Origin of the sequence: Campylobacter sp. CFSAN093226, from assembly GCF_012897595.1 — a bacterium.
In the GTDB taxonomy this organism is placed as follows: Bacteria; Campylobacterota; Campylobacteria; order Campylobacterales; family Campylobacteraceae; genus Campylobacter_D; species Campylobacter_D jejuni.
In genome coordinates, this window is record NZ_CP040608.1 from 1,536,361 (window position 1) to 1,551,632 (window position 15,272).

The following is a 15,272-nucleotide window of genomic DNA, read 5'->3' on the forward strand; positions in this document are numbered from 1 at the left end:
TAATTTTTAATGCGAACACGCACTTTTTCCATTCATCACAGGTTGTATAGCAGAATTATCCGCACCACCTTCATTGTTAATTTTTTCTATAAAGCTCCAAATTTTTTCAGCCGCCATTAAATAACGCTTTGAACTCACACTTTCAGGGTGATAAAAACTCACAGGCTTGCCTTCATCTCCACCTTCTCTTACTATCATTTCTATAGGAATTTGTGCTAAGACTTCACTTTTATAGGCTTTTGCCATATCCTCAGCCGTTCCTTTGCCAAAAATATCATACTCTTTACCGTTATCAGGACATAAAAATCCACTCATATTTTCAATCACACCCGCTATAGGAATGTGAAGTTTATTAAACATATCTAAAGCTCTTTTACTATCGTCTAAAGATACGGTTTGAGGCGTACTTACACAAACTCCTGCAGCAATAGGAATGCTTTGTGCAGAAGTAATTTGCGCATCGCCTGTTCCTGGAGGCATATCCAAAAACAATACATCAAGCTCAGGCCAAATTACATCAGCTAAAAGTTGCTCAATTGCTTTCATGATCATAGCTCCACGCCACATAAGGCCTTGACCCTCTTCGATCAAAACCCCCATACTCATCATATAAACACCATGAGTTAAAATAGGCTTTAATCTCTGCCCTACTACTTCAGGCTGAGTTTTGGTTTCACCTAGCATTCTTGGAATATTTGGCCCATAAATATCCGCGTCTAAAATACCTACTCTTTTTCCCATTTTAGCCATGGAAATTGCTAAATTTACTGTAGTTGTAGATTTACCCACACCACCTTTTCCACTTGAAACCATGATGAAATTTTTTACTTGTGGAGCGATATTTTTTCCACTTCTTGAATTACTTTTTTCTTCAGGAATTTTTGGAGTAATGATATTAAGTTCAATATTTTTTAAAGCCAAACTCGATAAAGCTTCAATAGTATTTTTACGAATTTCATTAGCTACTTCAGGATTTGCTGAAACGATTTCTATATCAATGAATACACCATCATCTTGAATTTTAATATCTTTTACAAAGTTAAAACTCACTATATCCTTTTCAAAACCAGGATATTTTACAGTTTTTAATTTCTCTAAAATTTGTTCTTTCATATTTTTTCCTTGTCTTTTAAAAAAATCAATTTTACTAATAAAATGATAAAATTTAGCTTTTTATAAGTGTATAATATGGTAACATTATAAAAACCAACAATATTAAAAAGAGGAATGAAAAAATGAGTGAAATGAGCCTCATTATGTTAGCAGCTGGAAATTCTACTCGTTTTAATACAAAGGTAAAAAAACAATTTTTACGACTTGGAAATGACCCTCTTTGGCTTTATGCAACAAAAAATTTAAGCTCTTTTTATCCTTTTAAAAAAATAGTTGTTACCTCTAGTAATATCACTTATATGAAAAAATTTACCAAAAACTATGAATTCATAGAAGGTGGTGATACCAGAGCAGAATCCTTAAAAAAAGCCTTAGAGCTCATAGATAGCGAATTTGTTATGGTAAGTGATGTAGCAAGGGTATTGGTGAGTAAAAATTTGTTTGATCGTTTGATTGAAAATTTAGATAAAGCAGATTGTATTACCCCTGCTTTAAAAGTTGCAGATACAACACTTTTTGACAATGAAGCCTTGCAAAGAGAAAAAATCAAACTCATTCAAACCCCGCAAATTTCTAAAACCAAATTGCTTAAAAAAGCCTTGGATCAAAACCTAGAATTTACAGATGATAGCACAGCTATAGCTGCAATGGGTGGAAAAATTTGGTTTGTTGAAGGTGAAGAAAATGCAAGAAAACTAACCTTTAAAGAAGATCTTAAAAAACTTGATTTGCCTACACCTAGCTTTGAAATTTTTACTGGCAATGGTTTTGATGTGCATGAATTTGGAGAGAATCGCCCTTTGCTTTTAGCAGGAGTGCAAATTCATCCTACTATGGGGCTTAAAGCACACAGCGATGGAGATGTTTTAGCTCACTCTTTAACCGATGCGATTTTAGGTGCTGCAGGACTTGGAGATATAGGAGAGCTTTATCCTGATACTGATATGAAATTTAAAAATGCCAACTCCATGGAGCTTTTAAAACAAGCTTATGATAAAGTCAGAGAAATAGGTTTTGAACTCATTAATATAGACATTTGCGTCATGGCACAAAGCCCTAAACTTAAAGACTTTAAACAAGCTATGCAAAGCAATATAGCTCATACTTTAGATTTAGATGAATTTAGAATCAATGTTAAAGCCACAACAACGGAAAAATTGGGTTTTATTGGAAGAAAAGAAGGTATGGCGGTGCTTAGTAGTGTAAATTTAAAATATTTTGATTGGACAAGATTATGAAAGTTTTAATTATTGAAAATGAAATTTATCTAGCGCAAAGCATTAGCATTAAACTAAGTGATGCTGGATATAGCTGTGAAATTATCAACTCGTTTAATGAATACAATGGTGAAAAATACTATGATATTGTACTGCTTTCTACAAATACTAATAATTTTTTAAAGGCCGTAGGTCAGTTTAAACATAGTATTATTATTTTGCTTATTTCTTATATAAGTACAGATACAGTCTCAAATCCTTTGAAATTAGGTGCTAGTGATTATATTCAAAAACCCTTTATGATAGAAGAGCTGATTAGAAAAATAAAGCATTATCAGGATTTTAGAAAACTTTCAATCCTTAATAAAGCTTATCAAAGCTATATCAAATCAAGATTAGAAACAATAAAAATTCCAGAGTATAATTATAAAAAATTAAAACTTCCATTGATATTAAAATCCAACAAGCAAAGCAGTGCTGATGCTTTTGTTTTTAATTATGCAAATGAATGTGACATTACTCTTTCTTTTATTGATTTAACATCTACAAATTCAGTTGAAAAAGTTATGAAACTTCCCACAGAAAACAATCTCTTATTTTTGAGTAATTTTCAAGCATTAAAAGCAGCAGAAAAGGAAAAACTCCTAGATTTTATACAAAACAAAAATGTTATTTTGCATACCAATTCAAATACAGATGATTTAAAAATAAACTGCATTAATTTAAATGATAATGAAAAAAATATCAATAGCAATGAAATTTTAACTATAGATGAGTATGTAAAATATGTTATTATAAATTACCAAAATATATTTCCTGATACTGATCTTTCAAAAAAATTAGGCATTTCACGTAAATCTTTATGGGAAAAAAGGAAGAAATATGAAATCAGCAAGAAAAAATAAAAACATTATCATAGATCAAAATGAATTTGGCATCTTATCACTTATTAAAGAAGGTTTGCTAGGCACTTGCACTCATTTAATGAATGAAAAAGAAGTCAATGAAATCATTAAATCAGGAAAATTTAAAGGAGAAAGCTTTCCCTATCCCTTAAGCTTTGCACCAAAAAATGCCGAAGAAGCACTAAATGATATAAAATCTGGCGATAGAATCGATCTCATGCTAGATGAAAAAGTAGTAGGACATATAGATTTTAAAAGCCAATTTAAAAATAATAAAAATTTTTCTGATATTTTCAGTCCTAACACTTGCTCTTTAGAAGACATGGGAACAACTTGCATAAGTGGAAAAATAGAAATTTATAATTCTCAAATTGAAAAAATAAAAGAAAATTTTCAACAAATCAAAAACAATCTTAATGCACAAAAAATTACTGCTATAGTTTCAAGTTTTGATCCTTTGCATCGTGCCCATGAAAGAATGTTTCGTTGGACTATTGATAAAGCAGATTTAGTTGTAATTTTTCTTGTAGAATCTTTTGATGTAAATGGGTTTGAATTCGAACTTAAAGAAGCATATTTGAAAAAATTTATTCAAAACTATCTTCCACCGGATAGAATTTTCATTTTTCCATTAAAAAATATTAATATTTTTCACGCTCATTTAAATCCTGGCTTAGAAAGTATTATCGCAAAAAGTCTAGGTTGTACCAAACTAGTAGTAGGACAAAATCATACAGGACTTGGAATGTTTTATGATGATAACCAACCAAAAACCATACTTGATGATTTTTCCAAGGACTATGGCATAGAAGTGATCGTTTTGCCTGAATTTGTATTTTGCGATCAATGTCGCATGATTGTTAGCACAAGATCTTGCCCTCATGGTTGTCATCACCATTTGCACTATAATTCTCAGTCTTTAAAAGATTTACTAAGAGCGGGTATCATTCCTCCAGCAATTTTCATACGCAAGGAAGTATCTAGTGTTATTTTAACTTCTCTTTTTCCAAATAGATTAAAAAATATGCAAAAAATTTATAATGAGCTTTTTCCAACTGATGGAATTTTAGAATACAAAAATGATGAAGAATTTTATCAAAAACTTTTAGAAATTCATCAAATGTCTTATATGGTGTAATAAAATGCAAAAATTATTTTTAACTTTTTTTTATTCAGGTTCTGTAAAAAAGGCAAGTGGGACTTTTGGTACTATCGCTGCTTTAATACCTGCTTTTTTTATACTTAAATATCTCGGGATTAATACTTTGTTTTTACTAAGCATTTTAATTTTTGTTGCAAGTATTCGTGTTATAGATGATTATGAAAAAAAAACAGGAATTCACGATGACAAACACATAGTTATCGATGAGGTTGCTGGAGTTTTTCTTGCTTGTGCTATTGCAGCAAGTGTTGAAAACTCGATAGTCAATTTTATTTTGGCTTTTGTTTTATTCAGACTCTTTGACATTACAAAACCTTCTATTATTGGTAAGATAGATAAAAAAGTCAAAGGCGGACTAGGTGTAATGCTTGATGATATGTTAGCAGGATTGTTTGCTGGACTTTTAAGTGCGGTAATTTATGGATTTTTACTTAAATTTAATTTAGTTTTTTGGGATATAAATTTAAAAGATTTATTTTGAAATTTTGCTTAAATTAATTAAATTTTAAATTTTATTCTTATATAATTTAGTCTTTAATTTCAAAAAAGGAAAATATAAATGGCAAACCATAAATCTGCTGAAAAAAGAGCAAGACAAACTATTAAAAAAACAGAAAGAAATAGATTCTATAGAACAAGACTTAAAAATATAACTAAAGCCGTAAGAGAAGCTGCAGCAAATGGAAATAAAAATGCTGCTAATGAAGCTTTAAAAGTAGCTAATAAAAGCATTCATGCTATGGTAAGTCGCGGTTTCATTAAAAAACAAACTGCTTCTCGCCGTGTAAGCCGCTTAGCCCTTTTAGTAAATAAAATCGCATAATTTTCTATATAGTTTTTAATGTTAGCTAGCAAACTAGATCCTTTTTTTAAACGCTTTGAAGAGTTAAATTCTCTTCTTAGCAGTTCTGATATACTCAACGATATCAGTAAAATGACTACACTCTCTAAAGAACAAAAAAATTTAGAACCTATCGTTTTAAAAGCTAAAGAGTATTTAAAAACTTTAGACAATATAGAAGAAAATAAAGCTTTGCTAAACGATCCAGAACTTGGGGAACTTGCAAAAGAAGAACTAAAAACTTTAGAAGAATTAAAACCGAAACTTGAAGAAGAGATTAAAATTTTACTTCTTCCTAAAGATCCCAATGATGAAAGAAATATTTTTCTTGAAATTCGTGCAGGCACAGGTGGCGATGAGGCATCTTTATTTGTGGGAGATCTTATAAAAGCTTATGCAAGATATGCTGAAAATCGCGGCTATAAACTTGAGATTGTAAGCTCTAGTGAAGGAAGCGTAGGTGGATTTAAAGAAATCATCATGCTTGTTAAAGGAACAGGGGCTTATTCAAGACTTAAATATGAAGGTGGAACGCACCGTGTTCAAAGAGTTCCTCAAACAGAATCCCAAGGACGCGTGCATACTTCTGCTATCACCGTGGCAGTAATGCCAGAAGTTGATGATATAGAAATCGAAATCAATCCAAACGATCTTAAAGTTGATGTTATGCGATCTTCAGGACATGGTGGACAAAGTGTAAATACTACTGATTCAGCTGTTCGTATCACTCATATCCCTACAGGTATAGTTGTAGTCAATCAAGATGGAAAAAGCCAACACAAAAATAAAGAAAGTGCGATGAAAGTCCTAAAAGCAAGGCTTTATGAAATGCAAGAGAGTGAAAGACTGGCAAAAGAAAGTGAAGCAAGAAAATCACAAGTAGGAAGCGGAGATAGAAGTGAACGCATTCGCACTTACAATTTTCCACAAAATCGTATCAGCGATCATAGAATAAATCTTACTTTATATCGCTTAGATGCCATTATGCAAGATGGGCTTTTTGATGAAATCATAGAACCTTTAATCACTCATCATCAAGCCCAAGCTTTACAAGAACAAAATTTATAAGATTTTATATAAATTAATGCTTATGTAGGAATTTATGTGGATTTCCACTAGCACCTACATGTGTAACATTTCCATTTTCTATATCATAAGCTTGACCAAAACCTTTTACAAAGCGTCCTTTTTTAAATTCAAGCTTTACTAGATGAAAATCAAGCATCTTGCGTATAGTTTTAATGCCTCCTTCTCCTCCGGTTTGTTTTTCAAACTCATCATAAATTTGATCAAATCTTTCACCTCTCTCTAAAAAGCTTGCATTTACTCTATAGCGCAATCTTTTGCGAAGTATCACAGAAGCGGCTTTACTCTCATCCTCTAAAAACATTATTTCTATATTGTTTGGATTTACTTTGATGTTGTTAAAATGTTCGCTTACTTCACTTATATAAATATAATTTCCCCATTGTGTGCTTACAAAAGGTGCATACGAGCAAACAACTTCTCCATTTGCATTTAAAGTTGCCAAAGCTACAGAATTAAAACTTAGCATAAATTCATTTAATTCTTTTTCTACGCCACTAAAATTTTGCTCGCTCTTTGCACTCATGCAAAGGGATATTATAGCATCTTTAATCGTGTTTTCATCGGCTTTTTTAGGAAATTCCACTCGTAAATTTTCTTTATCATTGTAAACAAGATCTAAGCCATTAAAATCAACACTTTTTAGAAAAACATCTTGTACTTGCTCAATACCACCAAATTTTTTACAAAGATCGACTAAATTTGATTTATGATGATCATTCATATGAGAAATAATGCTTTCAAAATTCATTTTTATCCTTTCTTGATTTTAAAATAAAATATTAAAAAAAATGGTATCAATTATCAAATTAAAAAGCACTTAAAATATATAAATTATCTATTTTAACAAAAATTTATACTAGATTAAGTTAATAAAGGATAAATTTATTTCTAAATTATTATGATATAAATTATCATTATTTATTTTATTTAAGGAGTAAAATTTGCACCCAAATAAAAAAGCTTTTAAATTATCTTTATTTGCATTATTGCTAATAACTAATTTAAATGCACAAGAATCAAATAAAGCTATCAATCTACAAAAAGTTGTTGTTAGTACAACAGGTTTTGAACAAGATGCGGATTCAAATTTACGCAATGTAATCAGCATAGAAGGCAAAGATCTGCAAAATAAAGGTTATGTTTCCTTAGAACAAGCCTTAGAAAGAATTTCGGGCATTAGTTTTGTAAATTTTGGACTTGGACGCAATATAGACATGCGTGGACAAGGAAATAAATCCAATATAGCTGTAAAAGTTATGATCGATGGGCGTGCTATTAATGTTCTTGATAATTCCCATGGTGTAACCCCACTAGATAGTATCAATTTAGATAATGTAGAACGCATAGAAATCATACCTGGGGGCGGGTCTGTGCTTTATGGAAGTGGTACTAGAGGGGGTGTGATTAATATCATTACAAAAAAACAAAAATCAGATGCTTTTGCTATAAATTTAAAAAGCAGTGCTTATAATCATGGTGGACTAGGTGGAAATTTAGGTATCAATGGCGCCAAACAAATAAATGAAAATTTAGCTTTTAGCTTTGATATACAAAGTTTTAACCTTGATGGATATCAAGAAGGTTATAATGAAAAAGGTTATTTTATCAACACAAAAACCTATATTGATATTAATGATAATAGCGATTTAACTTTGGGTTATAATTATTTTAAAAGCAAAAATACCAGCAGTGGCTATCTAACAAAAGCACAAGCTCAAAGCAATCCAACTCAAAAAGGTAATAGTGACAATATCACACAAATCAATCGCCCTGAAATTTCTTTAGATTATCATTACTATTTTGATGATATATGGGAATTTAACCTAGAAGCTTTTTGGCAAAATCAAAAGATCAATTATCTAAAAGATGAAATTTCTATGAGGGGAACTACAGCTTATCAAAATGGAAGTGGTTTTGAAGACACACTTACAGGGATAAGTTTAAAAAACAAACTAAATTATGCAAATAATTCTTATTTTATTTTTGGTTATGAATTTGCAAACCATGATGCAAAAAGAAAGAGTTTGGTGTATTATAGCGTTCCAGGTGTCATAAATTATCACAGGATGACAACTTTAATGGATATGACTAAACAAAGCCATTCTATTTTTGCTCTTGATTCTCATAATTTTAATGAATTTTTCACTTTATCCGGTGGAGCTAGATATGAATTTAGCTCTTATAATACCGATAGATCTTATAGAAATGAAATGAGTATGAACGGAAGACCGCCATCATCAAATCCTATGATCACAGACTCAACAACCCTTTTTGATACCGATAAAAACACCAATAATTTTGCTTTTGAAATCACCCCTAACTTTAAATACTCTGACACAGGTAATCTTTATCTTAAATACGAAAGAGGTTTTGTTTCTCCTACACCTGCTCAATTTGTCAATCGCAACAAAACTGGTAATGGAATACCACCCTATTATTCGTCGAACCTAAAAGCTGAGATCTTTGATACCTTTGAACTAGGAATTGATGATTTTTGGTGGGATTTTTACGGCTTTAATCTAACTTTATTTTACACCCTAAGCAAAGATGAAATTTCTTATCTTGGAAACCCTCATTCTACTAGTGGATCTTGGTGGAAATATTATAATATAGATCAAACTCGCCGTCTAGGAGTAGAATTAAGTCTGAGTCAAAATTTCTTAGATGATGATTTAATCTTTAGAGAAAGTCTAACTTATCTTGATGCTAAAATTTCTAAAGGCGTTAATGACGGCATGAGAATTCCTTATGTTTCAAAAATCAAAGCCACAGCTGGGTTCGAATACGCTTGGAATAAAAATTTCTCAAATTTTATTGATTTAACCTATTTTTCTAGAGCAAAAGATGGTGGAACTATAGATGAAAATACAGGAAAAATGTCTAAAAATTCTTGGATAAGGGATTATTTTTTAACAGATATTGGTATGAAATATAATTATAAAAAATTACAAATTTTAGCAGGAATTCGCAATCTTTTCGATAAAAGATACTACACCTATCAAGACAGTATAAATGATCAATACCTAGTTGGGAATGGCAGAAACTACTATGTTGAATTTAAATACGCATTCTAAAATTTTAGTGATTATAGGGCTTTTGGTAGCTTATATAATCGCTTCTTTTACAGCACTTTGTTTAGGAGATGAGAATTTAAACCCAAAAGAACTTTTTTCATATATCTTTAGCCAAGATGAAATTTTAAGACAAATCATCATAGATGGACGCTTGCCACGCATTATAATGGCGATTTTAATCGGTATGCTTCTAGCTAGTAGTGGGGCTATCACTCAAAATGTATTTTCAAATCCTATAGCCGATCCTTATATCATAGGTATAGCTTCTGCGGCAACCTTTGGAGCGGTTTTAGCGTATTTGTTAAAATTGAATGATTATTATTATGGAATTTTAGGTTTTGTTTGCTCTGCCTTTTTTGCCCTAGGAGTTTTTAAAATTTCTTCTAAAGCTTCTATAGCGACTTTACTCATTATCGGCATAGCAGCTTCATCTTTTTTAGGAGCTTTTACTTCTTTTTTCACTTATCTTATAGGCGAGGATTCTTTTAAAATAGTCGCTTGGCTCATGGGAAATATAGGCAATGCTTCTTGGTTTCGTGTGGGTATTTTAATCTTGCCTTTAATTTTTTGTTTGTTTTATTTTTACGCTCATAAAAACGAATTAAACATACTTTTAAGCGGAGATGATGAAGCTAGAAATCTAGGGGTAAATGCTCAAAAATTAAAGATAAATTTACTCATTGTCTCATCCTTGGCTGTATCTTTTGCGGTTGCTTTTAGTGGACTTATAGGCTTTGTTGGACTCATCATTCCTCATACTATAAGACTTTTGCTTAAAAACTATGATAATGCCTTGGTTATCCCTTTATGTACAGCATTTGGAGGATTATTTTTACTTATTTGTGATACTTTAGCAAGAACTCTTTTAGCTCCTGTGCAAATTCCGATTGGAATTTTAACTGCATTTTTTGGAGCTCCTATTTTTTTATACTTGGCTTTAAGCGCTAGGAGATTTTTATAATGCTAAAAATACATGATTTAAGCTTTGCTTATCACCAAAAAGATTTACTAAAAAATATTCATTTAGAACTTAAAAACCAAGCTTTTATAGGAATTTTAGGGCCAAATGGCTCAGGCAAAAGCACTCTTTTAAAACTTATACTTAAAAATTTAAGTCCAAATAAAGGAGTGATAAGTCTTTTTAACACAAATATCAAGGATTTTTCTCTTAAAGAATTTGCCAAAATTTGCGGATTTGTGCCTCAAAAATCAGAATTAAACACCCCTTTAAAAGTCATCGATGTGCTTTTAATGAGCAAATATGCGAATTTAAAACACGCTTTTAGTTCTTATTCTAAAGAAGATATTTTAGAAATTCAAGAATTTGCTAAGGATTTAAGACTTGAAAATTTTCTAGAAAGAAGCATACTTTCTTTAAGTGGGGGTGAATTTCAAAGAATGCTTTTAGCAAGAGCTTTGCTTAAAAAGCCAAAAATTCTTTTTTTAGATGAACCCACTTCAGCCCTTGATTTAAACTATGCTATAGAGCTTTTAAGCCTTTGTGAAAAACTAGTTAAAGAAAAAAATATAGCCGTTGTTGCTATCTTGCATGATTTAAATTTAGCTTCTATGTTTTGTGATAAAATCCTTTTTTTAAAAGAAGGGGAAATAAAGTATTTTGGAACGAGCAAAGAACTTTTTACTCAAAAAATTTTAAAAGAAATTTATGATTTAAACTGCGAGATTATTTATCAAAATTCTAAACCTTATATTTTAGCTTTAAAGGAGAAAAAATGAAAAAAATTTTAATTATTATGAGTTTGTTTTTAATCACACTAAATGCAAAAGAACGCCTTGTAGTGCTTGATCCTGCAAGCATAGAAACCCTTTTTATGCTTAAGGCTAAGGATCAAATCGTAGGCATTGCCACTTTGCAACACTCAAATATTTATCCTAAAGATCAAACCTCAAAACTTACAAGCGTAGGTACTTTTTCAAATCCTTCGCTTGAAAAAATAGTAGCATTAAAACCAAGTTTGGTGATTTTAAGCTCTTATTCTTTAAATTTAGAAGAAGGACTTAAAAATTTTGGTATCAAAAGTATCAATTTAAAAGCCGAGCGTTTAGAAGATATAACAAAAAATATCACAACCTTAGGCCAAATCACCAAAAAAGAAAAAGAAGCAGAGCTTTTAAAACAAGAATTTAACCAAAAATTTAAAAAATTAAGCGATAAACCCCTAAATAAAAGTGCGATTTATCTTTATTCTAGCAACCCTTTAATGGCCTTTAATGATAATTCTTTAATAGCTGATATTTTAAGACTTATAGGGATTAAAAATTTAAGCCCGCAAAGTCAAATTTCAAGACCTGTTATATCAGCAGAATACATACTGAAACAAAATCCAGACATACTCATTCTTGGAATTAATGCTAAAAACAATCTTTTAGATACAAATGCTTTATTGAAAAATACCAAAGCAGTTAAAACAGGAAGTATTTATTTTAACAAAGATACACCTATATTATTACGTCTTAGTCCTAAGATAATAGATAGAATTCAAGAATTTAAAACAAAGCTAGAAAATAACAATTTTTAATCACCCAATCTTGCTTTAAAAAATTCGCAAGTTTGACAAAGTTTTTCTATGCGTTTATCTTCTTCAAAAGCTTTTTTCATCATCTTTATACGCGGTGATTTAAAAAGCTTATCAAAGTTATTTTCAAAAACATTTCCCAAGTTAATATCTGCTTTAGTATCCAAACAGCAAGGCACCAAACTTCCATCACTTAAAATCCCAATTTGCTCTTTTAAAGCATGACATTTTCCTTTTTTATAAAGGGGTTCATCTTTTAAATTTGGCCATTTAAAAAGTTTATTTTGATGAAGCAAAATATGTCTTTGCAAGCGATTTTTACTTAAGTTTGCATCGATCTTAGCTTCAAATTCTTTGGCTAAAAACTCATAAATTTTTAAATTTGACTTAGGTGCTTTAAAATTAGCATCTAAATTCCAAAGTCTTAGATTGATAAAAGAAAGGCTTTTTTGCTCTAAATGCTTTTTGCAAAGTTCTAAAATAGGCTTAAAATACTGTTCTAAAGAAATTTTGCTTTGACTTAAAAAAGACATTAAAGAAATATTGATTTGATGGATATTCTCATACCCTAACAATAAAGCTTGATTTTTAGAATTTAGATAAAAGCCACTTGTAGTGATTTCAAGTTTCATAGCTTCATCTTTTGCGATTTTTAGATAATTTTCCAAATTAGGTAAAAGCAAAGGATCGCCCAAAAGATGAAAGGTAAAAAGCTCAGCTTTATTAGAAATTTCATAAGCTAAGTTTTGAAATTTTTCTTCACTCATTACCCCGCGAATTCCTTTTTGAGAAGGACAAAAATCACATTTTAAACCACAAATATCGCTTAATTCTATATATATTTTTTTAAATTTCATTATATTTCCTAGAGTAAACATTTTACCAAAATTTATGAAATTTATTAAAATATGTAACATTTTTATCGATATTTTTATCTTTTTTATTTCTCTTCTTTATTTTTAAATATATTAAACAAAAATCACACTATACTTAAATAAAAATCTAAAATTAAGGAAGGGTTTATGCAAGAGCTTACTCGCACGAAAAAAATTCGCTCTATTATTGCTGCAAGTAGCGGAAATTTAGTAGAGTGGTTTGATTTTTATATCTATGCTTTTACAGCAACTTATTTTGCTCATACTTTTTCAACTTCAGATAATCCTGTTATCCAGCAAATCAATGCCTTTGGGGTTTTTGCAGCAGGATTTTTTATGCGTCCTATAGGCTCTTGGCTTTTTGGCTCTTTAGCTGATAAAGTAGGTCGTAAAATCTATGGTTATATCAGTGGTTTTAATGGCTTTAGGCTCTTTTATGATAGCAGCCTTACCAAGCAAAGATACAGTGGGCGATCTTGCTATTATCTTGCTTTTAATAGCAAGACTTATTCAAGGTCTTAGTGTAGGCGGGGAGTATGGCATAGCAGCTACTTATCTTTCAGAACTTGCTACGGAAGGAAAACGCGGTTTTTACTCATCTTTTCAGTATGTAACCCTAATAGGTGGTCAACTTTTGGCCGTTGCAAGCATTAGTATAATGTTTTTATTTTTTAGCATTGATGATATGAAAGATTATGCTTGGAGAATACTTTTTGTAATAGGCGGAATTTTAGCACTAGGCTCGCTTTTTGTAAGAAAAATGATGAATGAAAGTGCTACAAAACTTCACCAGCATGAAGATCGTGGTACTTTAAAGGCATTATGCAAATCTTGGAAACCTTTTTTAATGGTACTTGGGGTTACCTCTGGAGGTTCTTTAGCTTTTTACACCATTACAACTTATACTAAAACTTTTATGGAAAATACGGGTATGGATAAAATGCTTGTTAATAATCTTTTCTTAGGTGCTTTATTTATACTAATGATCATTCAACCTCTTTTTGGATATATAGGAGATAAAATAGGTCACAAACGATCTTTAATTGTATTTTGTATTTTGGCATTGGTAGGAATTTATCCTATTTTTTCACTTATAGCCAATAACGCACAAAATAACCCTTCTTTGACATTTATGTTGGTGGTATTATTGTTTGTTATTTTAAGTTTTTATACTTCAGTTGCTGGGATTTTTAAAGCAAAACTTTTTCCTGAACATGTAAGAGCTTTAGGGACAGGTTTAGGTTATGCTATTTCAAATGCTGTTTTTGGAGGATCTGCTCCTTGGGTTGCTTTACAATTTAAAAATGCAGGTATAGAAAATGGCTTTTTTATATATATAGCTATTTTTACAATCATCATGCTTATAGCTACTTTATGTTTGCCTAAAAAATCAGAGCTTAATTAATTTTAACGCTTTTAAAGAAAGTGCCGAAAGTGCGGTACTTTCTAACTCTTTTAAGGTTTTAAATTCATAATTTTTATTTTCATTGTTTAAAATTTGATGATAAACCTTGATATTAAGTTTATACTTAGTATAGCTGTGCTTAAACTCCCCTACAAAACCCATATCTTTAGAAAGTTTATACTCTCCTTCTTTAAAAAAAGGAAAATTATACATACCCTTATAAAGCTTATCTTGGCTTTTCTGTATCGCAAATTTTTTATTAAATTCAAACAAAAAAAGATTTAAATTTAAACTCTCATAAAGTATTTTTTTAGCTCTTGGATAAAGCTCTGTATGAAATTTGCCTTGACAAAAATCATACAAAGGACAAATCCTACACTTTGCATTTTTACCCACACAAACCAAAGCCCCTATATCAAGCAAAGCTTGGTTGTGATCAAAGGCATGATTTAAATTTAAAAGCTCTTTAGCTCTTTTTTCAAGTTCTTTCATGCTAGGATTTTCCAAAGCAAAAAGACGAGAAAGCACACGGCGTATATTGCCATCAACAAAAGAAACCTTTTGATCGTAGCCAAAACAAGCTATAGCGCCTGCTGTATAAGCTCCTATACCACTTAATTTTTTTAGATCCTCAACATCTTTGGGTAATTTAGCCCCAAACTTATCCACGCATTCTAAGGCTGCCTTTTTTAAATTTCTAGCACGAGTGTAATAACCAAGTCCTTGCCAAGCCTTTAAAAGCTCGTCTTCATTAGCATTAGCCAAACTTTCTAAAGTAGGAAATTTTTGCAAAAAGGGGAAATAAAACCTTTCTAAAACTGATTTAACTTGAGTTTGCTGAAGCATAATTTCGCTGATATAAACCCCATAAGCTCTATCAATATGCTTTAAACTTTCATCACAATTTTGACTTTGTAAATTACGCCAAGGCAAAGTTTTGCGTCCATTTTTTTCATACCAAAGAAGTAAATTTTCTTGTAGTTTTTCAAGCTCTTTTTTTTGCATAAATGAGAGTATAACAAAAAAATTTTAAAATTTTTTGCTAAAATTAGCT

14 protein-coding genes and 1 pseudogene are annotated in these 15,272 nt (G+C 30.6%); 11 read left to right on the plus strand and 4 right to left on the minus strand.

What is annotated here, in order from left to right:
* Window positions 1-6: 6 nt before the first annotated feature.
* Window positions 7-1,113: an Mrp/NBP35 family ATP-binding protein gene (locus FBF02_RS07810; RefSeq protein ID WP_002851177.1), complete on the minus strand. Its 1,107-nt coding sequence runs from the start codon at window positions 1,111-1,113 to the stop codon at window positions 7-9.
* Window positions 1,114-1,235: 122 nt separating this feature from the next.
* Here FBF02_RS07810 and FBF02_RS07815 point away from each other — a divergent pair, with 122 nt between their 5' ends.
* From FBF02_RS07815 to prfA, 6 genes are all read left to right on the plus strand, one after another.
* Entirely contained in the window at window positions 1,236-2,351 is a 1,116-nt protein-coding gene (locus FBF02_RS07815; RefSeq protein WP_002851397.1) for a bifunctional 2-C-methyl-D-erythritol 4-phosphate cytidylyltransferase/2-C-methyl-D-erythritol 2,4-cyclodiphosphate synthase, read from the plus strand.
* Entirely contained in the window at window positions 2,348-3,235 is an 888-nt protein-coding gene (locus FBF02_RS07820) for a response regulator (protein ID WP_021034255.1), read from the plus strand. The genes FBF02_RS07815 and FBF02_RS07820 overlap by 4 nt, the downstream gene beginning before the upstream one ends.
* Window positions 3,213-4,373 (plus strand): sulfate adenylyltransferase, encoded by a 1,161-nt coding sequence (locus tag FBF02_RS07825; protein WP_002851486.1) that lies wholly within the window; start codon window positions 3,213-3,215, stop codon window positions 4,371-4,373. The genes FBF02_RS07820 and FBF02_RS07825 overlap by 23 nt, the downstream gene beginning before the upstream one ends.
* A 4-nt stretch (window positions 4,374-4,377) precedes the next feature.
* On the plus strand, window positions 4,378-4,878 hold the full coding sequence (locus tag FBF02_RS07830; protein ID WP_002851418.1) for a phosphatidylglycerophosphatase A: 501 nt from the start codon (window positions 4,378-4,380) through the stop codon (window positions 4,876-4,878).
* A gap of 78 nt (window positions 4,879-4,956) precedes the next feature.
* Window positions 4,957-5,220: a 30S ribosomal protein S20 gene (gene rpsT / locus FBF02_RS07835; protein WP_002851317.1), complete on the plus strand. Its 264-nt coding sequence runs from the start codon at window positions 4,957-4,959 to the stop codon at window positions 5,218-5,220.
* A gap of 18 nt (window positions 5,221-5,238) precedes the next feature.
* Entirely contained in the window at window positions 5,239-6,306 is a 1,068-nt protein-coding gene (gene prfA, locus FBF02_RS07840; protein WP_002858076.1) for a peptide chain release factor 1, read from the plus strand.
* A gap of 13 nt (window positions 6,307-6,319) precedes the next feature.
* Here prfA and FBF02_RS07845 read toward each other — a convergent pair whose 3' ends face one another.
* Complete coding sequence (locus FBF02_RS07845) at window positions 6,320-7,075, minus strand: HugZ family heme oxygenase (protein WP_002856189.1); 756 nt, start codon at window positions 7,073-7,075, stop codon at window positions 6,320-6,322.
* Window positions 7,076-7,268: 193 nt separating this feature from the next.
* On the opposite strand from FBF02_RS07845, the gene FBF02_RS07850 reads away from it, so the two are divergent.
* Genes FBF02_RS07850 through FBF02_RS07865 form a run of 4 tightly spaced genes read left to right on the plus strand, consistent with a single transcriptional unit; the run spans window position 7,269 to window position 11,941 of the window.
* Window positions 7,269-9,401, plus strand: coding sequence for a TonB-dependent receptor (locus FBF02_RS07850; RefSeq protein WP_021034256.1), 2,133 nt, complete (start codon window positions 7,269-7,271; stop codon window positions 9,399-9,401).
* Window positions 9,376-10,362: an iron ABC transporter permease gene (locus tag FBF02_RS07855; protein WP_002856526.1), complete on the plus strand. Its 987-nt coding sequence runs from the start codon at window positions 9,376-9,378 to the stop codon at window positions 10,360-10,362. The genes FBF02_RS07850 and FBF02_RS07855 overlap by 26 nt, the downstream gene beginning before the upstream one ends.
* Window positions 10,362-11,138: an ABC transporter ATP-binding protein gene (locus FBF02_RS07860; protein ID WP_021034258.1), complete on the plus strand. Its 777-nt coding sequence runs from the start codon at window positions 10,362-10,364 to the stop codon at window positions 11,136-11,138. Before FBF02_RS07855 ends, FBF02_RS07860 begins: the two co-directional genes overlap by 1 nt.
* Window positions 11,135-11,941: an ABC transporter substrate-binding protein gene (locus tag FBF02_RS07865; RefSeq protein WP_002872796.1), complete on the plus strand. Its 807-nt coding sequence runs from the start codon at window positions 11,135-11,137 to the stop codon at window positions 11,939-11,941. The genes FBF02_RS07860 and FBF02_RS07865 overlap by 4 nt, the downstream gene beginning before the upstream one ends.
* On the opposite strand, the gene FBF02_RS07870 is transcribed toward FBF02_RS07865, so the two are convergent.
* On the minus strand, window positions 11,938-12,795 hold the full coding sequence (locus FBF02_RS07870) for a radical SAM/SPASM domain-containing protein (protein ID WP_002858286.1): 858 nt from the start codon (window positions 12,793-12,795) through the stop codon (window positions 11,938-11,940). The two genes, FBF02_RS07865 and FBF02_RS07870, sit on opposite strands and share 4 nt — an antisense overlap.
* Before the next feature lie 165 nt (window positions 12,796-12,960).
* Here FBF02_RS07870 and FBF02_RS07875 point away from each other — a divergent pair.
* A pseudogene (locus tag FBF02_RS07875) lies at window positions 12,961-14,218 on the plus strand (MFS transporter).
* Here the strand turns inward: FBF02_RS07875 and mutY are convergent.
* Window positions 14,204-15,223: an A/G-specific adenine glycosylase gene (gene mutY, locus FBF02_RS07880; protein ID WP_002851465.1), complete on the minus strand. Its 1,020-nt coding sequence runs from the start codon at window positions 15,221-15,223 to the stop codon at window positions 14,204-14,206. The pseudogene FBF02_RS07875 and the gene mutY sit on opposite strands and share 15 nt — an antisense overlap.
* Window positions 15,224-15,272: the final 49 nt, after the last annotated feature.

Bases quoted from the DNA above. Each gene is read 5' to 3' on its own strand.
- FBF02_RS07810 (WP_002851177.1), bottom strand. From the start codon at position 1,113: ATGAAAGAACAAATTTTAGAGAAATTAAAAACTGTAAAATATCCTGGT.
- FBF02_RS07815 (WP_002851397.1), top strand. From the start codon at position 1,236: ATGAGTGAAATGAGCCTCATTATGTTAGCAGCTGGAAATTCTACTCGT.
- FBF02_RS07820 (WP_021034255.1), top strand. From the start codon at position 2,348: ATGAAAGTTTTAATTATTGAAAATGAAATTTATCTAGCGCAAAGCATT.
- FBF02_RS07825 (WP_002851486.1), top strand. From the start codon at position 3,213: ATGAAATCAGCAAGAAAAAATAAAAACATTATCATAGATCAAAATGAA.
- FBF02_RS07830 (WP_002851418.1), top strand. From the start codon at position 4,378: ATGCAAAAATTATTTTTAACTTTTTTTTATTCAGGTTCTGTAAAAAAG.
- rpsT (WP_002851317.1), top strand. From the start codon at position 4,957: ATGGCAAACCATAAATCTGCTGAAAAAAGAGCAAGACAAACTATTAAA.
- prfA (WP_002858076.1), top strand. From the start codon at position 5,239: ATGTTAGCTAGCAAACTAGATCCTTTTTTTAAACGCTTTGAAGAGTTA.
- FBF02_RS07845 (WP_002856189.1), bottom strand. From the start codon at position 7,075: ATGAATTTTGAAAGCATTATTTCTCATATGAATGATCATCATAAATCA.
- FBF02_RS07855 (WP_002856526.1), top strand. From the start codon at position 9,376: ATGTTGAATTTAAATACGCATTCTAAAATTTTAGTGATTATAGGGCTT.
- FBF02_RS07860 (WP_021034258.1), top strand. From the start codon at position 10,362: ATGCTAAAAATACATGATTTAAGCTTTGCTTATCACCAAAAAGATTTA.
- FBF02_RS07865 (WP_002872796.1), top strand. From the start codon at position 11,135: ATGAAAAAAATTTTAATTATTATGAGTTTGTTTTTAATCACACTAAAT.
- FBF02_RS07870 (WP_002858286.1), bottom strand. From the start codon at position 12,795: ATGAAATTTAAAAAAATATATATAGAATTAAGCGATATTTGTGGTTTA.
- mutY (WP_002851465.1), bottom strand. From the start codon at position 15,223: ATGCAAAAAAAAGAGCTTGAAAAACTACAAGAAAATTTACTTCTTTGG.